The sequence below is a fragment of the Rhizobium sp. Leaf341 genome, from assembly GCF_001424325.1.
Lineage (GTDB): Bacteria > Pseudomonadota > Alphaproteobacteria > Rhizobiales > Rhizobiaceae > Ferranicluibacter.
This window is the reverse complement of record NZ_LMPE01000015.1, coordinates 876,490-894,395: the sequence shown is the minus strand read 5'-3', so window position 1 is coordinate 894,395 and position 17,906 is coordinate 876,490. Positions and strand designations below refer to the sequence as shown.

Below are 17,906 nucleotides of genomic sequence, written 5' to 3'. Positions count from 1 at the left end.
TGCTGCAGCCCATCGCCCTGACCGTCTTTCCGGCTCCGGGGTGCGGGCGCGCGGCTTGCCTTGGCCCGTGTCGGAGCCCCCGATGACCGGTCTCATCCTGCAGCGTATTCTCAGTCTTGTCCTGACGCTCCTTGCCGTTTCCGCTGTGATCTTCCTCGTCATGGATGTCCTGCCGGGCGATCCCGCAGCCATCATGCTCGGAACGTCGGCAACGCTCGAGACGCTGGAAGCGCTGCGGCGGGAGCTCGGGCTCGATCAGCCGCTCGTGCTGCGTTATCTCGCCTGGCTCGGCGGCGTGGCAACGGGCGATCTTGGCACGTCCTATACCTATGGGGTGCCCGTCGCCGGATTGATCGCCGAGCGTCTCGCGGTGACGCTGCCGCTGGCCGTCTTCGCGATCCTGCTTTCGGTGGGTATCGCGCTTCCGCTCGGGGTCGTCTCGGCCGCCCGGCGCAATGGCCCCGTGGACTACGCCGCCGGCCTTCTGTCGCAGATGTTCATCGCGGTCCCCGGTTTCTGGGTGGGACTCCTGCTGGTGCTGGTCTTCTCCGTGTCGCTCGGCGGGGTCCCTTCCGGCGGCTTTCCCGGTTGGCAGGCGGGGCTGGCACCGGCTCTCGGAGCGCTGGTCTTGCCGGCGATCGCTCTTGCACTGCCGCAGGCGGGCGTGCTGACCCGGGTCACCCGCTCGGCCGTGATCGAGGTGATGAACGAGGATTTCGTGCGCACGGCGCGCGCCAAGGGCCTCCCGGGCCGGCAGGCCCTGTGGCGCCATGCGGTGCCCAATGCGCTGTTACCCGTGGTCACCATTCTCGGGCTGCAGTTCACCTTTCTGATTGCCGGCGCGGTGCTGGTCGAAAACGTCTTCAATCTGCCGGGTCTCGGGCGTCTTGCCTTGCAGGCTTTGTCGCAGCGCGACATCATCGTGATGCAGGATGTCGTCTTGTTCTTCGCCGCGCTGGTCATCGTCATGAATTTCGTGGTCGACCTGTCCTATCTGGCGCTCGATCCGCGCCTGCGGGCACGCGCATGAGCGTGGTGCCACCGCCGTCCGCCCCCCGGCGGGTCCGACCTGTGGCCACGGCCCTGCGACAGGGCCTTTCCCGAGGCCCTCTCTGGATCGGCGGTCTCCTGATCGGCTTCATCGGGGCGGTCGCCTTGCTTTCGCTCGTATGGACGCCCCTGCCACCGGGCAGACTGCAGATCGTGCAGAAGCTCAAACCCCCATTGGCACAAGGGCTTCTCGGGACCGATCACCTTGGCCGCGACGTGGCCTCTATGCTGATGGTCGGCGCCTGGAATTCGCTGTCGATCGCGGTGCTGGCCGTTGCCATGGGCGCCTTTGCCGGGACGCTTCTCGGCGTCGCGGTCGCGGCCCGGCGCGGCTGGTTCGAGGCCATCGCGATGCGCGCCAACGATGTGATCTTCGCGGTCCCTCCCATTCTCTCGGCCATGATGCTCGGCGCGCTTCTCGGCACCGGCCGCCTCACGGCGATCATCGCCATCTCGGTGTTCATGGTGCCGGTCTTTGCCCGGGTGACGGCAAGTGCCGCGCGGCAGGTCTGGTCACGCGATTACGTGCAGGCCGCACGCGGAGCGGGCAAGGGCGGCATCCGGATCACGATCGATCATGTCCTTCCCAATATCGCCAACCAGATCATCGTTCAGGCAACCATCCAGCTCGGCCTTGCCATCCTCACGGAGGCAGGCCTGAGTTTCCTCGGCCTTGGCATGGCGCCCCCGGCGCCGACCTGGGGGCGGATGCTCGCCGATGCCCAGACCTATCTCGGCCGCGCGCCATGGCTCGCCATCCTGCCGGGTCTTGCCATCGCCCTGACCGTGCTCGGTTTCAACATGCTCGGCGATGGTCTGCGCGACCTTCTCGATCCGCGCGAAAGGAGCCGGTAATGGACGAGCCGTTGCTCCGGATCGACGATCTCGCCATCTTCATCGATGGGCCCGACGGCGGGCGGCAGCCGATCGTTGCCGATATGGCCCTGACGCTGGCGGCCGGGGAGACGCTCGGCATCGTCGGGGAGAGCGGATCGGGAAAGTCCCTTCTGTCGCTTGCCGTCATGGGGCTTCTGCCCGCCGCCGTGCACGCAACCGGGCGCATTCTGCTGGAGGGCCGCGATCTCCTGGCGATGGGGGATGACGCTCTCTGTTCCGTGCGCGGCCGGCGCATCGGCATGATCTTTCAGGAGCCGCTGACGGCGCTCAATCCGGCCATGACGGTGGGGGACCAGATCGCCGAGGGGATGGTGATCCAGCAGGGGCTTTCCTGGCGGGCGGCGCGACAGGAGGCGATCGTGCTGCTTGACCGCGTGCGGATGCCGGATGCCGCGCGCCTGTCGAAAACCTATCCGCACGCCCTCTCCGGCGGCCAGCGCCAGCGGGTGGGCATCGCCATCGCGCTGGCGATGAAGCCCGCTCTGATGATCGCGGACGAGCCGACGACGGCGCTCGACGTGACGGTGCAGGCGGAGGTGCTGGATATTCTGGACGATCTTCGGCGCGACGCCGGCATGGCCCTCATCCTTGTCAGCCACGATCTCGGCGTCATCGCCCGCATGTGCGCACGCACCCTCGTTCTCTACGCCGGCCGGCGTCTCGAAGAAGGGGCGACCCGCGACGTTCTGACGAAGCCTCTGAACCCCTATACCCGCGGTCTGCTGCGCGCCGTTCCTCGACGCCAGCCCGAGGGCGGGCGGCTGCAGACAATTCCGGGCACCGTACCCTCCTTCGCCGCGCGCCCGGCCGGCTGCTGCTTCTCCGACCGCTGTCCCGACCGGATCGACGCCTGCCATGCGGACGAGCCGCCCTGGACGCGAGCGACGCCCGGCCGCGGTGTCCGCTGCATCCGCGCGCATGGGGAGAGGGCGCCGTGATCGAAACGCCGCTTCTCGATATCCGCGATCTGTCGCGCGACTATGCCGGTGGCGGGCCCTTCACCGGCCGGCACGTGACCCGCGCGCTCGACGCGGTCAGCATGACGGTGCAGCGCGGCACGATCCACGGGATCGTGGGCGAATCCGGCTGCGGGAAGTCGACCCTGGCGCGTCTGGTGATGGCACTCGACCGGCCGACCTCCGGCCGCGTCCTGTTTGAGGGCGAGGATCTGTTCGCCCTTCCGGCGCGGGCGCTGAAACGCAGGCGGCGGGACTTCCAGATGGTGTTCCAGGATCCGTTCGGCTCGCTCGATCCGCGACAGACGGTCGGTCGGATCGTGGCCGAGCCACTGCATGTGCTGGACGGAAAGCCGGGGCGGGCCGAATGCCGGGACAGGGTTGCGGCGATGCTCGAGGCCGTCGGCCTGTCGCCGGATCATGCCGCGCGATATCCGCATGCGTTCTCCGGCGGGCAGCGCCAGCGCATCGCGATTGCCCGCGCGCTGATCACCGAGCCGAAGCTGGTCGTTGCCGACGAAGCGGTGTCCGCGCTCGATCTCTCCGTTCAGGCGCAGGTGCTGAACCTGCTGATGGACTTGCGCGACCGGCGCGGTGTGACGATCCTCTTCATCACCCACAATCTTGCCGTCGTGGACGCGGTGGCCGACCGGGTGGGCGTGATGTATCGCGGGCGCCTGGTGGAAAGCGGACCGGCGCAGGCCGTGTTCGCGCGACCGCTGCATCCCTATACGCGGCTGCTGGCCGAGGCCGAGCCGGACGTCACCCGGTTCGGTCGGCCCGACCGCGCGCCTCTGACGGTTTCGACGGCGATCGATCTCGATGTCGGCTGCAGCTTCCGCAACCGCTGCCCGCTCGCCGTCGCGCGGTGTTCCACGGAGCGACCGGACCTGCGCGTCCTTCGTGACGGCGCAGACATGCCCGACCGGCAGACCGCCTGCCACCGGGCAGAGGTTCTGCTGGAAACGGAGACAGCCGGATGATGGAGACGATATGACCGACCTTCTCGACGCCACCATCGTGCAGTTGCGCGCCCGTTTTGCCGATCTTTCCCTGACGCCATCGGACTATTGGCAGGCCGTCGAGGCGCGGATCGCCGCGTTCGAGCCCTCCATATCCGCGCTCTACGCCTATGACCCGGAGGCGGCACGCGCGCAGGCCGCGGCGTCCACCGCCCGCTGGCGGAAAGGCGAACCGCTTGGCGCGCTCGACGGCATTCCCGTGACGCTCAAGGAGCTGATCGCCACGGAGGGCACGCCTGTGCCGCTCGGCACCGCCGCCACCGTGCTGAAACCCGCGGAAGCGGATGCGCCGGTCGCCGCGCGACTGAGAGAGGATGGCGCCGTCCTCTTTGCCAAGACCACCTGTCCGGACTACGGCATGCTCTCCTCCGGCCTGTCGAGCTTTCATCCCCTGAGCCGCAATCCCTGGAATACGGAGATGAACCCCGGCGGATCAAGCGCCGGTGCGGCTGCGGCCGGTGCCGCGGGTTACGGTCCTCTGCACATCGGCACGGATATCGGCGGGTCGGTCCGCCTGCCGGCCGGCTGGACGGGGCTCTTCGGTTTCAAGCCCAGCAACGGCCGTATCCCGATCGACCCCTATTATGTTGGCCGTTGCGCCGGACCGATGACGCGCACGGTGGAAGACGCCGCCTTTGCCATGGCCACGCTCTCGCGGCCGGACCAGCGGGATGCCACAAGCCTGCCGCCGGACACCATCGACTGGATGGACCTCGACATCGACATCAGGGGCATGCGGATCGGCGTGATGCTGGATGCCGGCTGCGGTCTTGAAGCCGAGCCGGAGGTCAAGGCCGCTGTTCTGACTGGGGCCCGGCACTTCGAGGCGGCAGGGGCCGAGATCTTCGACGTCGGGCCAATCCTGACGCGGGCGATGCTGGATGGTCTCGACCATTTCTGGCGAGCGAAGTTCTGGGGCGATATCGGGGATCTCCCATCCGAACGCCGGGCGGCGATCCTGCCCTACATCTATGCCTGGGCAGAGAAGGGCGCCGCGGTCACCGGCGTCGACGCTGTCGCAGGATTCGGGCAGACGATGGAAATGCGCAGGGCCGCTGCCCGTCTTTTTTCGACCGTGGATGCGGTCATCTCGCCCACCAATCCGATCGTTTCCTATCCGGCCGAATGGGCCTCGCCGACCAATGATCCGGAGCGGCCGTTCGAGCACATTGCCTTCACCGTCCCATGGAACATGTCGGAACAGCCGGCGGCGTCGATCAATGCGGGATTCTCCATCTCCGGCCTGCCGATCGGCCTGCAGATCGTAGGCCCCCGTTTCGCCGATCTCAAGGTGCTGCAACTGTCGAAGCTGTTGGAAACGATGACCGGCGGCATCCGGCACTGGCCGCGTCCGGGCTGAAGCGCGCCTGCGGGCTTGCAAGGCAGGCTTGCGGGGTTTCGGGAAACGTCATCACCCACGGGTTTTTGCCGCGAGCACACTGTACTTCCCAATATCAGAGAATGTCAGGCCCCTGATTGTGTGGCATAGAGGTTTCGCCACTTTAGAGACATCTAATTATGCCGCACGAAACCATTTTCTACCGGAATACCATCAACGATTTATCGCATTTGGACCAACGGTCTTATGACTTTTCGTGGACCGAGCCTGATTATCCGCCCTTCCAGTTTAAGGTATGGGTGCGCTACAGCCCGCATTGTTACTCTCGACAGGTTGATCCTGATGAAGCAGGTCCTGATGATGTGCTCGTGTATGATCCGCATCACACCCGGGTGTTCTGCCCTGAGCGGTACATCGAAACGCCAAGGCTTGTCGAGATCATCAACTCAGTGATGTCAAAGCCCACGACAAGGGTAAGTACAACTACCAAAGGAAACCAGCACGTTTTCCAGCTATTCATTCGTAACGGATCATCGCAGCGGTATTGCGTCTTCTTCAGCCTGAAAAACTCGGACGTTCAGCCGATAGACGGCCCATCCCATTATCTCGACGCACATATCGAAAGTGCCTATGTGAAGGATGAGAGAGTAGGGGTTGTGACATCAATGCCGTTTGGAAGACTGGCACATCACACGAAGAAAAATATCCGATACCGCTAAAAAAGGCGGGGGACGGTTTGTGCCGCCCCCCATATGGTATCCTCGACTAAGTCAAACTCCTAAGAGCCCACAGCCATAAGCAAGTGACCGGAATTAACCGACGACATCCGCACTATCAGTCTCTACGCGAGAAACCTCAGTCGATCTGTGCAGACGCGGAAATATGTATGCTGGAAATGCCATAATGTCAATATGTGGCAATTAATGGCAATCAAAACCAATGCGCCCACGACAATCCCGCAACTGTTGACTCATATAGGAAATCTTTTTCCTGCTGTAGCCGCCATTAGCCGGAAAAAAATTGCAGCATCCGCAATTGCTTTACCTGCACAAGCGCTCCGGTCATCATGCAGCAAACGTGAGGTTGTCCGCATGAATGAAATCGTCGCTCGTCTTGCTTGGTCATCGACCCGTCGCCGATGCGCCTCTACGGGCATGGTCATCGGCATCTTCATCGCCCTGTTCATTCCCGGATTTGGGATTACATCAAGTGGCGGGGCGATATCAGGTAGAGGCGTGGCGCTCATCGTCTTCGCTTTAATCGGCTGGCTTATCGGACGATCCATTGGCGTTGAAGTCGAAGAGCGTAAGAAGCGGCTCTGATCTCACCTACTTTGTCTCTGTGATACTGATCAATGGCAATCGACCCTGAAGTTTAACATTACATTAGAGGTCTCTATCAAGCGATCAAAACCTATAGAAAGGCATCATAGCATCATAGCATCATAGCATCATAGCATCATAGCATCATAGCAGAGAATCGAGACGGAATGCATCGTCTTGAGGAAGAAGCGAAGCGAAAGCAGCAGAAAATTACCGATTACGGTGAGGGATTTAGCATTTTTTTGGGAAAATGAATTTAAAAAATGATTTTAAATTCTGTTGTTATACAAAATCATTTCGAATTACTGCAACTTCCTGTCTTTAGGCTTTAAACGGCGTGTTTGGGCGGGAGCAAAATGAGCACTAAAATGAGCAGTTTCAGACTGATGGGCGAGTGCGTACAGCTCCGCAGCACAAGGGTGTTGACAAAAACCCCATTGTTTTCATAGGTTAGCGGCATTCCGACGGGTGTCCTTCAAGGGGCTGAGATGGCGAAAGCCGAACCGTTATGAACCTGATCCGGGTCATACCGGCGTAGGAACGGAAAACAGGTGTCCGCCCACGGCCCTTTCTCTCTTCTCCGCTCGCCTGGATCTCCGTCGCCGATGTGGAGATCGCTCATGCTGCCGCCCGTTTGTCCGCTTTTCCCGCCGCATCAGGTGAACGGCTAGCCGTGCGCGCCCTGCATGCGGCCCTGGGGCTCGGTGTGTTGGTGCTGCTGTGGCAGGCAGGCACGGCCGCGTTCTCGCCGCCGGCCTATCTGCTGCCGTCGCCGCTGGCCGTTGTCGCGGTGTTTCGCGACCAGCCCGCCTTCCTGATGGCGCAGAGCCTCGTGACCCTTTCGGAAATCCTGATCGGGCTCGTGGCCGGTGCGGCCCTCGGCGCGGGAACGGCGTTCGTGCTTGCGGCGCATCCGCGCCTCGGACCGTTCGTCTGGCCGACGATTCTCGTTCTCCAGGCGCTGCCGGTTTTCGTGCTCGCACCGATCCTCGTCGTCTGGCTCGGCTTCGGCATGGCGTCCAAGGTCGCGATGACGGTGCTGATCATCTTCTTCCCCGTCGCCTCCGCCTTTGCGGACGGGTTGAACCGGACGGAGCGGGACATCGTGGACGCGGTGTCGCTGACGCAGGCCACGCACTGGCAGGCGCTGGTGTCGGTGCGCGCACCGCTCGCGCTTCCAAGCCTTGTCTCCGGCCTGCGGGTCGCCGCGCCGCTGGCGCCGCTCGGGGCCGTGGTCGGCGAGTGGGTCGGGGCGTCGGCCGGCCTCGGCTTTGTCATGGTGCAGGCCAATGCCCGCATGCAGACCGCGACCGTCTTTGCCGCCATGGCGGTGCTGGCCGTCATAACCCTCATCCTGCGCCTGCTGGTCGATATCCTCACGTCTCGCCTTGCGCCCTGGGCGCGCGAGAGCGACCGCCCGCGGCGGGCCCCCAAATCCTTTGAAACCGTCTCATCCTGGAGATCTTGATGATCCGCCTTCTCGTCGCGACGATGCTCGCCATGACCGGTCTTCTGACCACCTCCGCTCAAGCCGCCGACAAATTGACCGTGCTGCTCGAATGGTTCGTCAATCCTGACCACGCACCCCTGGTGATCGCGCAGGAAAAGGGGCTGTTTGCCAAGGCCGGGCTCGATGTCGAGCTCGTGCCGCCCGCCGACCCGTCGGTCGTGCCGCGGCTGGTCGCGGCCAAGCAGGCGGATATCGGCATCCACTACCAGCCCAATCTCTACCGCGACCATGAAGCAGGCCTGCCGATCGTGCGGTTCGGGACCCTGGTCGAAACACCCTTGAACACGGTGACGGTTCTCGCCGACGGGCCGATCAAGAGCCTGAAGGATCTGAAGGGGCGCAAGGTCGGCTACTCGGTTTCGGGTTTCGAGGACGTGCTGCTTCAGCGCATGCTGGCGTCTGCAGGGCTCGGAAAGGACGATGTCGACCTCGTCAACGTCAACTTCTCCTTGTCGCCGTCGCTCATTTCCGGGGCCGTCGATGCCACGATCGGCGGATATCGCAATTTCGAGCTGACCCAGATGAAGCTCGAGGGTCATCCGGGACGCGCCTTCTTCCTCGAGGAGCACGGCATCCCGACCTATGACGAACTCGTCTTCGTCACGCATCGGGATCTCCTTTCGGACGATCGGCTGCCGCGCTTCCTCGCAGCCGTCGAGGAGGCCTCCATCTTTCTCACCAACCATCCGGACGAGGCCTGGGCCGTGTTTGCCAAAGCCTATCCGAACCTCGACGACGAGCTGAACCGCACCGCCTTTTTCGACACGCTGCCACGGTTCGCCAAGCGTCCCGCGGCGCTCGACACGGGCCGCTATGCCCGCTTCGGCGCCTTCATGAAGGATGAGGGCTTGATCGCGAAAGCGCCGGATGTCGCCGAAATTGCCGTGGAGCTGAAATGACCGGCCTTAGTGCACAGATCGCTGCGGATATCCTGGCGCGGGTGCGGCAGGCGCGTCCGCGCGTCCACTGTCTCATGAACACCGTGGTTCAGAAGTTCACGGCCGACGGCATTACGGTCATCGGTGGCCTGCCCTCGATGACCGGGTCGCTCGAAGAGGTCGAGAGCTTCGTCGCCCGTGCGGATGCGCTGACCGTCAATCTCGGCACGCTCGACGCGGAACGGCGTGCGGCGATCCGGCTCGGCGTCGCGGTGGCGCGGGCACAAGGTAAACCCTGGATCGTCGATCCCGTCCATTGCGATTACTCGCCGTCCCGGCTCGCTTTCGCACAGGAGCTGATCGCGCTTCGCCCGACCGTCGTGCGCGGCAACCGCGCCGAGATGGCGTTGATCGGCGAGACGCCCGGCATCCTGCGGATCGTGACCGGTCCGGTCGATCGGCTGCAGGTCGGCCATTCCTGCGTGGAGATCGCCAACGGGCATCCCTTCATGGCGCAGGTCACCGGCACCGGATGCCTCTCGGGCGGCGTCATCGCAGCCTTTCTCGCCGCCGAGCCCGATGCGCTGGCGGCGGCCGGTTCCGCTCTCGCGGTTACCGGCGTCGCGGCCGAACTGGCGGCGTCGAGGGCACAGGGGCCCGGCACCTTCGCGCCGCTGTTTCTCGACGCGCTCGCCGCCGTCGGCGAGGCCGACATTCTTCCTCTTGCAAGGATCCACCATGACCAGCATGACCTCATCGGGCGTCGATAATCGCCTCAACGCGATCGTCGATGCATCGCTCGCCGACATCGCGCCTCTGCCGGACCTGGCACGGGCCGCCGCCCGGAATGGCGCAACCCTGATCCAGTATCGCGACAAAACGGCATCGACGCGCGTCATGGTCGAGCGGGCGACGTCCATCCGGGAGGCGCTTGCCGGCACGGGCGTTGCCTTCGTCGTCAACGACCGGGTGGACGTGGCGCTCGCAGCCGGTGCGGACGGGGTGCACCTCGGTGCCGACGACATGGATGCGGAGACGGCACGGCGTCTGCTGGGCGGGACGGCCATCATCGGGCTGACCGTGAAGACGGAAGCCGATGCGGACCGTGCGGGTCGAGCGCCCGCGACCTATGCCTGCATCGGCGGCGTGTTCGAGACCCTTTCCAAGGTCAATCCGGATCCGCCGGTCGGGCTTTCCGGGCTCCGCACCTTGCGCGAAGCGATCCGCCGCCTCAGCCCCGATCTGCCTGTCAGTGCCATCGCCGGGATCGATCTGGCACGGGTGCCGGAGGTCATTGCCGCCGGCGCCGACGGTGTCGCGGTGATCTCTGCAATCTTCAGGTCCGGTGACATTGGGGGAGCGACCCGGTCGTTCCGCTCGGCGGTGGATGCCGGGGTGGAGGCTGGACGGGAGGCCAGGCTGGGGGCCGCCCGATGACCGCCGTTGCCCTGACCATTGCCGGCTCCGACAGCGGAGGCGGCGCCGGCATTCAGGCCGACATCAAGACGTTTTCCGCGCTTGAGACCTTTGCCACGAGCGTCATCACCGCGGTGACGGCGCAGAACACGACGGGGGTTACGGCGGTCGAGGACATTTCGTCCGCACTGATCGCCGCGCAGATGGCGGCCATCTTTGCCGACATGGATGTGCGGGCGCTGAAGATCGGCATGGTGTCGCGGGCCGAGACCATCGAGACGATCGCTGCGGGTCTTGCCGGGTTTGCCGGGCCTGTGGTCCTCGACCCCGTCATGGTCGCGACCTCGGGCGATCGGCTGCTGCGGGAAGAAGCGATCGACGCTTTGCGGACCGTGCTCGTGCCCCGCGCGGCGATCGTGACGCCGAACCTTCCGGAAGCGGCGCTGCTCACGGGAACGCCGGTCGCACAGGACCGGACGGGCATGACGCAGCAGGCTGAGGCGATCCTGAAAGCCGGCGCCGGGACCGTGCTCATCAAAGGCGGGCATGGCGACGGGCCGGAAAGCGTCGACCTCCTGTTCGACGGCAACAGCGTGCGGACCTTTGCCGCACCGCGGATCGCAACGCGGAACGATCACGGCACCGGCTGTACGCTGGCGGCCGCCATCACGGCCCACCTCGCACGGGGCTATGACATCGTCGAGGCGATCAGCCTGTCGAAAACCTATCTTCACCAGGCGCTGGAAGCCGGGCGTGGCCTGTCGATCGGCAAGGGGCGCGGCCCGGTGCACCATTTCTACCGGTGGTGGCCGGCGTGACGACCCTTACTGACCGGCCCGCGCCGGGAGGCGGCCCGAGCCCGCGTGGCTCGGCCAAAGACCCGGGTCGGCCGGCGCGTATGGCCAGCGTCCTTCTGCACGGGCTCGACCGTCTTCTCGGCGCGCTGGCCGGGTTCGTCCTTGCGATCATGCTCGGCGTGGTGATCACGGGCATCGTGCTGCGCTACGGGTTCCACACCGGGCTTCTGGGGGCAGAGGATCTCGGGATCTGGCTGCACATCGCCCTCATCTCCGTCGGCGCGCCGCTGGCGCTGAACGGGCCGCTCGCCATGCGGCTCGATGTCCTGGTGTCACGGTTGCCCCCTCTGCCGCAGCGGGCCGCCGCCATCTGTGCCGACGCGGTCTCGGTGCTGGCCGGCCTCGTCCTCGTCTCCGGAGGGACGGCTGTGATCGGCATGGTCGGGGGAACGTCGCCGACGCTCGGGCTTCCCGAAGCCCTGCGTTTCGCGCTTCCTGTCTTCGGGGGCGGGGCCCTGCTCGTGAGGCTCTTTCTGACCCGGATTGCGCAAGGCGACCGGGTGGGGGCGGTGGCCGGACCGCTGCTCGGCGTCGCCCTGCACCTTTTTGCGGGCCACGCCGTCATCGAAACGTCCTGGCCGCCAAGCCTCTTCCTGGCACTGCTTGCGGGCCTGAGTCTCCTGGTGTCGGCACCGCTTTCCCATGCCTTCCTTGCGGCTGCGGCCATGGCGGTCGCCTTCGGCAGCAGCCTGCCGGAACCGGCGATCCTGTCAACGACGATTGCCGGCCTGTCCAAATTTCTTCTTCTGGCCGTCCCGTTCTTCCTGCTCACCGGGGCGCTGCTGACGGCGTCGGGTGCTGCCGACCGGCTGGTGCGGTTTGCCGCCAGCCTCGTCGGTCATCGGCGTGCCGGTCTTGCGCAGACGGTTCTTCTGACCAGCGTGCTCTTTTCGGGAGCCTCCGGCTCGTCCGTGGCCAATGCGGCCTTCGGGGCTGCGACCTTTCAGCCGGAGCTGGTGCGCCATGGCTATCCGCCGGCCCAGGCCGGGGCCATCATCGCTGCAACCTCCGTGCTCGACAACGTCATTCCGCCGTCCATCGCCTTCCTGCTGCTTGCCGCCGCCACCAATCTGTCGATCGGTTCCCTGCTCACCGGCGGCTTCGTCGCTGGCGGGCTGATGGCGCTGTGCCTGGCGGTCGCCATCGCGCTGACAGCCGGAGAGCACGGGCGCACGCCCCGTGTCGGGCGCCGCGTGCAGGCGCGTGCGGCCTTGTCCGCCGTTCCCGCCTTCGGGCTTGGGCTGATCGTCGTCCTCGGCATCCGCGTCGGCCTCGTCACGACCACCGAGGCCGCCGCACTCGCAGCGACTTATACGTTCGGTCTCGCGCTCGTGGCGCAGCGCGGCGCCCGGGGCGTCTCCCGCGTTTTCCGGCAGGCTGCCGTCGAGGCCTCGGCGATCGGGCTGCTCATCGGCACGGCTGCGCCCTTTGCCTTCCTGCTGGCCATCGACGATATCGCCGGCGTCATGCAGTCGCTCGTCACGCTGCTTGGCGGCAGTGCCTTGTCGGTGCTGCTCCTGTCCAACCTCGTGCTCCTGGCGCTGGGGCTGATCCTCGACATCGGCGCGGCGATCCTCCTCATCGGTCCCGTGCTGTTGCCGGCTGCCGTCGGTGCCGGCATCGATCCGGTGCATTTCGGGGTGATCCTCGTGGTTAACCTGATGATCCATGGGCTGACGCCGCCCCTCGGCCTGCTCGTCTTCGTCGTGTCCGGCGTGACCGGCGTGCCGGCCCTCGCACTGTTTCGCGCCGTCCTGCCTTATCTCGCCGCGCTTCTCGTCGCGCTCGTCGTCCTGTCCGCGCTCGCGCTCATCTTCCGTCCCTGAGGAACTCGAAACCCATGTCCATCATCACCCGTCGCAGCTTCCTGACATCCGCCCTGGCCGCAGGCCTCGCCGCACCGGCGCTTGTGCGTCCGGCCTTCGCAAGGACCACGAGCATCACGGTCGCCTCTCTGCTGGGCGAGGAAAAGCCGGAAACCCGGATCTGGCGGCATATCGCCGAGCGGGTGGAAAGCCGCATACCGGGCCGCTTCCGGTTCAATGTCGTCGCCAATGGCGCTCTGGGCGGGGAAAAGGACGTGGCCGAGGCGACGCGGCTCGGGGCTGTGCAGGCAAGCCTCGCCACCACGTCCTCCCTGTCGGGCTGGGTGCCCGAGCTGCAGATCCTGGACCTGCCCTTTCTCTACAGGGATGCGGCCCATGTCGCGCGCGTGGTGGGCGGCGAGATCGGCGTCGAGCTTCAAGACAGGCTCAAAGCGCAGAATTTCATCGCCACGGGTTTCATCGACTATGGTGCCCGGCATCTGCTCGCCAAGGAGCCGATCCTCAGGCCGCAGGACATGGCCGGACGGAAGATCCGCGTGATCCAGAGCCCGCTCCATACCAAGCTCTGGTCGGGCTTCGGAGCCGTTCCCGTCGGCATCCCCATCACCGAAACCTACAATGCCCTGTCCACCGGGGTGGTCGATGCGATGGACCTGACGAAATCGGCCTATGCCGGGTTCAAGCTCTATGAGGTCGTGCCGGTGATGATGCTGACAGGCCATATCCGCGCGTCCGGCGTCGTCTATTTTGCCGGAAGCTTCTGGAACGGGCTGTCGTCCGAGGAACAGCAGGTGTTGACCGATGCGTCCCGGGAAGGTGCCAGCGTTTTCAATGATCTGATCGTCGCCGACGAGGCGGCGAGCGTCGCGACCGCCCGGTCGCACGGCGGGCAGGTTCTCGATGTCCCCGACCTTGCCGCCTGGCGTCAGGGCGCGCGCGGCGTCTGGGACGCCTTTGCACCCGTCATCGGCGGTCAGGTGCGCATCAAGGCTGTCGAGGCGCTCTGAGCCTTTCCGGGGTCTAACTGGGGTCCTCGGGTCAATCGGTGGTCGCCGGAAAGGCGCAAGGGGCAGGGAGAGCCGCGCCTTCGGCGAGGCCTCCCATGATCCTTATGCCACGGGCTGGGTAGGGCTTGGCGCCGGTTCGGTGAACCACCTGGGGCCTGCCTCGGTCATGTAGATGTGGTCTTCCAGGCGGACGCCGAAGCGATCGGGGAAGACGACCATCGGCTCATTGGAAAAGACCATTCCGGCGCGCAGCGCCAGCGTGTTGCCGCGCACGATATAGGGATGCTCGTGGATCTCCAGACCGAGGCCGTGACCGGCGCGGTGCGGCAGGCCGGGCAGCGCGTAGTCGGGGCCGAGGCCGTGACGTCGGAGAACCGCGCGGGCGGCGTCGTCGAGACTGTGGCAGGGCGCGCCGATGCGGGCGGCATCGAACACGGCCTGCTGCGCTTCCCGCTCAATGCTCCAGGCGCGGGCGAAATCCGGCGTCGGCTCTCCGAGCATGTAGCTGCGGGTGAGATCCGAGTGATAGCCGTCGATCTGCGTGCCGGTATCGACGAGGATCGCATCGCCTTCGGCGAGGACTTGATCGCCATCCGCCCCATGGGGCAGGGACGTGGCTGCGCCGAAGGAGACAATGCAGAAGGTGGAGCCGGAGCCGGCCAGGGCCCGGTGCTCGCGATCGATGAAGCGGACGATGTCGGAGGCGCGCACGCCCGGTGCCATCTGCGCATGGGCCCGCTTGTGCACGTCGAGCGTGATATCCATCGCATGCTGGATGATGGCGATTTCCGCGGGCGATTTGACGATCCGAATATCCCGGATCAGCGGTCCGCCGTCCGCGAGGCGTTCCGCACCGAAGGCCGTCGCCAAGGGGTGATAGATGGCGAGCGGCAGGGCGTCGTCGAGCGCGAGGCTGCCTGTCGTCCCGAGGATCCGGCGGATCAGATCGGCGGGGCTTTCCTCTTCCTGCCAGACCGCAATCTCGCCCGGCAGATGCGGCAGCGTTTCGACACGGCTCTGCTCGAAGCCGGGCACGATGTAATGCAGCGAGGTCGGGGTCACCAGGGCGCCCAGCAGCCGCTCGCTCGCATGCCAGTGAAGACCGGTAAAATACTGCAGGCTCTTGGATGATCCGAGGAGAAGACCGGCAAGCCCCTGAGCGTCAAGGCCCGCGCGCAGCGTTTCCAGGCGCTGCTGCCGCTCGGCGTCGGAAATGAACGGGGGGAGTCCGAGATCGGGATGGGGCATGACGTGCTTTCTGGCTCGCTGGGTGTCTCTGATGTCTCTGAACCTGTCCGTGATGCTGGTCGATCGGGGTGACGACCGGCCGTTGCCGTGTCACAGATCAGAGGTTCTGGATGGCTGTCGCCTTGCCCATGTCGCGGGCGACATACTCCTGGATCTGCCGAACGATCTGGGCGGCATGGGCGATGGCCAGCCGGTCGCACGTGTCCACGTCGCCGGCCTCGATGGCGGCGATGATGGCTTCATGTTCCTCGACATATTGCCGGGGAAGCCGATCATCGAAGGTCGAGTAATAGAGCCTGAGAATGCGGCGGCCTTCATCCAGCAGGCGGCTGAAGAAGCTGACGTAATAGGGATTGCCGCCGAGCACGGCGATGGCCACGTGGAATTCCCGGTTGGCCTCGATCATGCCATAGGCGTCATGCGCCTCGACCGCTTCGGCGAAAGCCTGCTGGTGGCGGCGGACCTCCTGCATCCCTGCAGGATCGCGGCGCGCAGCGGCAGCACGCGTCGTGACGCGGTACATCAGCGTGAGTGCGTCGAAATACGGCGGCAGGGCTGCAAAATCGATGGTGGCAACAATGGTGTTGCGGTTCGGCAGCGTCGTCACCAAGCCATCGGCCGACAGGCGCAGCAGCGCCTCGCGGATCGGCGTGCGCGACATGCCGAAGCGTTCCGACAGTCGGACCTCGTCGAGCGGGCTGCCGGGCGACAGGGCCATGGACAGGATTTCCGTGCGCAAGGCTGCGTAGACACTTTGCGTGCCCGAGCCGCGGGCGCGAACCGCATCCGGCGATACCGCTTCCGTCATGAGACCGCTCCCTGCATGGACACTGCCCTCAGATAGGGGGCTCCACGATCTCTATCACGGGATAATACAGGCTGTCGACACTCTGCGCCGTGTTGCGGACGTCGTAGGTTTGAATGAAAGACGGCGCGGCAGAAGTGCCGCGCCTTCGAACGGGAGCGATTGTGGAGGATCGATCAGAGATTGACCTTGGCGTTCTCGCCCATGTCCGGCTTCGTGTTGGACACGGCCGCTGCCGCCATCTTGATGTAGCTGATGACGGTGCCGGGGCTGTCCCAATATTCGGCAAACGACGGCGTGACGCGCAGGATGCGGATCTTCGGATCATCCGGGCTGTCCCACCAGGCCTTGGCCGGCGTGCCCCAGAGTTCCTTGATCTTCTCGCGGTCGTTCTCGATCGACGCCGTCCCGGAGAGGGAGACGTATTTATGGCCCTTGGAGTCAGCAAAGGCAAGGCAGACATTCGGATGCGCCTCGACTTCCTCGTCCTTGTGGCTGTCGGCGTCGGTCAGGAAGTAGACGGAATTCTCCATGCGCTCGACATAGGCGGCCATCGGCCGTGCGCGGATGTCGTTGCCGGTTTCGGTCGCCAGCATGCAGAAGCCGATCTTGTCGATGAGATCCCAGACCTTCGTCGTGTCGTCGGTATGCGCCATGTGTGTCTCCTTGGGTTCGTTCCCAGGGAGAACAGCGAAGACCGGCTTTCTGTTCCGTCGCTCGTCCCGCGCGCCTGCTCGGCGAGCGTGGGCCCGTCGACCTCAGGCCATGTCGAGCAGGCCGCGCGCGGCGGCTTCGTCGGTGATCAGCGTGTGGCAGCCGGTGCGGGCCATGGTGGCGCGGATGGCTGCGACGCGCTTGCGCCCGCCCGAGGCAATAACGACGTGACGAGCCTTGGCGACAGCGGAAAGGCCGACCGACATGACACGTCGGTTCAAGGGGTGATCGACGCTGTTTCCAGCCGCATCGAGAAAATGGCAGAGCGTATCGCAGACCGTCCCGGCCGCCAGCAGCGCCGTCAGATCCTCCGGCGGAAGAAATCCCGGGGAGAGGGAAGATCCGTGGGCGCTGAAATCGCCGCAGCTGACGACGGCGATGTCGAGCATCTCGGCGGTCGCAAACAGACGGTCGAGCCCGCAGCGTTCGATCAGGCGTGCCTTCGTCTCCTCGCTGTCCACGATCAACGGCGCCAGCATCAGCATGCAATCCGCACCGAGCGCGCTTGCCAGACGCCAGGAGTAATCGACCGGATTGAGGGTGGATGTTTCCACCAGCCCGCCCAGAAGCGACACGATCTTGGCCTTTTCCATGCGCGGCGGTCGGAACGTCTGCAGCGATGCGCTGAGCGTTCGGCCCCAGCCGACGCCAATCACGTTGCCGTCGCGGATGACCTCTGACAGGAAGGTGCCCAGCGCCGCCCCGACATCGCGGGCGGTTTCATCGACATTGCCGTCGCCCGGAACGACGATCGCCTCGTCCAATCCCAGCTTTTCCTCGAGCCGCAGGGCAAGGCCGGTACAATCCTCCGGCGTCTCGTTGATCCAGATCTGCACCTCGGCGCGCTTCACCGCCTCGTCCAGCATGCGGATCACGGTTGCCCGGCTGATCCCCAGGTTTTCGGCAATGTCCTTCTGCGTGAGCCCTCTGTTGTAATACAGCCATGCCGCCCGCAGGCGCAGCGAGCGCGTGTCGAGCAGTATGTTCGGGTTGGTCCTGTCCAGTCTGGCCAAGGCGTCGATCCTTTTGCATGATGGGTCTCGGGGGCGATAGCGTCCC

18 protein-coding genes and 1 riboswitch are annotated in these 17,906 nt (G+C 65.2%); of the genes, 14 read left to right on the top strand and 4 right to left on the bottom strand.

The features are described from left to right. The first annotated feature begins 82 nt into the window (after nt 1-82). From ASG03_RS18835 to ASG03_RS18780, 14 genes are all read left to right on the top strand, one after another. A complete protein-coding gene (locus tag ASG03_RS18835; protein ID WP_062695068.1) occupies nt 83-1,030 on the top strand; it encodes an ABC transporter permease in 948 nt (315 codons plus the stop codon). Further along, on the top strand, nt 1,027-1,905 hold the full coding sequence (locus ASG03_RS18830; protein ID WP_082475842.1) for an ABC transporter permease: 879 nt from the start codon (nt 1,027-1,029) through the stop codon (nt 1,903-1,905). The genes ASG03_RS18835 and ASG03_RS18830 overlap by 4 nt, the downstream gene beginning before the upstream one ends. Beyond that, entirely contained in the window at nt 1,905-2,885 is a 981-nt protein-coding gene (locus ASG03_RS18825) for an ABC transporter ATP-binding protein (protein ID WP_062695064.1), read from the top strand. Before ASG03_RS18830 ends, ASG03_RS18825 begins: the two co-directional genes overlap by 1 nt. Further along, the gene (locus ASG03_RS18820; protein ID WP_062695062.1) at nt 2,882-3,886 is read left to right on the top strand and encodes an ABC transporter ATP-binding protein; all 1,005 of its coding nucleotides are present in this window, start codon (nt 2,882-2,884) and stop codon (nt 3,884-3,886) included. Before ASG03_RS18825 ends, ASG03_RS18820 begins: the two co-directional genes overlap by 4 nt. A 10-nt stretch (nt 3,887-3,896) precedes the next feature. Beyond that, nucleotides 3,897-5,285 (top strand): amidase, encoded by a 1,389-nt coding sequence (locus tag ASG03_RS18815; RefSeq protein WP_062695060.1) that lies wholly within the window; start codon nt 3,897-3,899, stop codon nt 5,283-5,285. A gap of 158 nt (nt 5,286-5,443) precedes the next feature. After that, the gene (locus tag ASG03_RS21595) at nt 5,444-5,983 is read left to right on the top strand and encodes a hypothetical protein (RefSeq protein ID WP_156381866.1); all 540 of its coding nucleotides are present in this window, start codon (nt 5,444-5,446) and stop codon (nt 5,981-5,983) included. Nucleotides 5,984-6,187: 204 nt separating this feature from the next. Continuing rightward, nucleotides 6,188-6,586: a hypothetical protein gene (locus tag ASG03_RS21590; protein WP_156379798.1), complete on the top strand. Its 399-nt coding sequence runs from the start codon at nt 6,188-6,190 to the stop codon at nt 6,584-6,586. A 454-nt stretch (nt 6,587-7,040) separates the two neighbouring features. Beyond that, a riboswitch (TPP riboswitch) is annotated at nt 7,041-7,144 on the top strand. Nucleotides 7,145-7,259: 115 nt separating this feature from the next. Continuing rightward, the gene (locus tag ASG03_RS18810; RefSeq protein ID WP_062695057.1) at nt 7,260-8,054 is read left to right on the top strand and encodes an ABC transporter permease; all 795 of its coding nucleotides are present in this window, start codon (nt 7,260-7,262) and stop codon (nt 8,052-8,054) included. Then, entirely contained in the window at nt 8,054-8,995 is a 942-nt protein-coding gene (locus ASG03_RS18805; RefSeq protein WP_062695055.1) for an ABC transporter substrate-binding protein, read from the top strand. Before ASG03_RS18810 ends, ASG03_RS18805 begins: the two co-directional genes overlap by 1 nt. After that, entirely contained in the window at nt 8,992-9,744 is a 753-nt protein-coding gene (locus ASG03_RS18800) for a hydroxyethylthiazole kinase (RefSeq protein WP_062695053.1), read from the top strand. Before ASG03_RS18805 ends, ASG03_RS18800 begins: the two co-directional genes overlap by 4 nt. Continuing rightward, on the top strand, nt 9,713-10,411 hold the full coding sequence (thiE, locus tag ASG03_RS18795; RefSeq protein WP_062476728.1) for a thiamine phosphate synthase: 699 nt from the start codon (nt 9,713-9,715) through the stop codon (nt 10,409-10,411). The genes ASG03_RS18800 and thiE overlap by 32 nt, the downstream gene beginning before the upstream one ends. Continuing rightward, on the top strand, nt 10,408-11,208 hold the full coding sequence (gene thiD, locus ASG03_RS18790; RefSeq protein ID WP_062476724.1) for a bifunctional hydroxymethylpyrimidine kinase/phosphomethylpyrimidine kinase: 801 nt from the start codon (nt 10,408-10,410) through the stop codon (nt 11,206-11,208). Before thiE ends, thiD begins: the two co-directional genes overlap by 4 nt. Nucleotides 11,209-11,288: 80 nt before the next feature. Continuing rightward, nucleotides 11,289-13,073: a TRAP transporter large permease gene (locus ASG03_RS18785; RefSeq protein WP_062695051.1), complete on the top strand. Its 1,785-nt coding sequence runs from the start codon at nt 11,289-11,291 to the stop codon at nt 13,071-13,073. Nucleotides 13,074-13,087: 14 nt separating this feature from the next. After that, entirely contained in the window at nt 13,088-14,080 is a 993-nt protein-coding gene (locus ASG03_RS18780) for a TRAP transporter substrate-binding protein (RefSeq protein ID WP_062695049.1), read from the top strand. Between the two features lie 102 nt (nt 14,081-14,182). Here ASG03_RS18780 and ASG03_RS18775 read toward each other — a convergent pair whose 3' ends face one another. The 4 genes from ASG03_RS18775 to ASG03_RS18760 all read right to left on the bottom strand — a co-directional run bounded on the left by ASG03_RS18775 (nt 14,183) and on the right by ASG03_RS18760 (nt 17,860). After that, entirely contained in the window at nt 14,183-15,328 is a 1,146-nt protein-coding gene (locus ASG03_RS18775) for a M24 family metallopeptidase (RefSeq protein WP_062695047.1), read from the bottom strand. Nucleotides 15,329-15,425: 97 nt separating this feature from the next. Further along, on the bottom strand, nt 15,426-16,136 hold the full coding sequence (locus tag ASG03_RS18770) for a GntR family transcriptional regulator (protein WP_062476712.1): 711 nt from the start codon (nt 16,134-16,136) through the stop codon (nt 15,426-15,428). Between the two features lie 173 nt (nt 16,137-16,309). Further along, nucleotides 16,310-16,789 carry a pyridoxamine 5'-phosphate oxidase family protein gene (locus tag ASG03_RS18765; RefSeq protein ID WP_062476709.1) on the bottom strand — a complete coding sequence of 160 codons (480 nt, stop codon included), beginning with the start codon at nt 16,787-16,789 and terminating at the stop codon, nt 16,310-16,312. Between the two features lie 102 nt (nt 16,790-16,891). Beyond that, nucleotides 16,892-17,860 carry a sugar-binding transcriptional regulator gene (locus ASG03_RS18760; protein WP_062695045.1) on the bottom strand — a complete coding sequence of 323 codons (969 nt, stop codon included), beginning with the start codon at nt 17,858-17,860 and terminating at the stop codon, nt 16,892-16,894. Nucleotides 17,861-17,906: the final 46 nt, after the last annotated feature.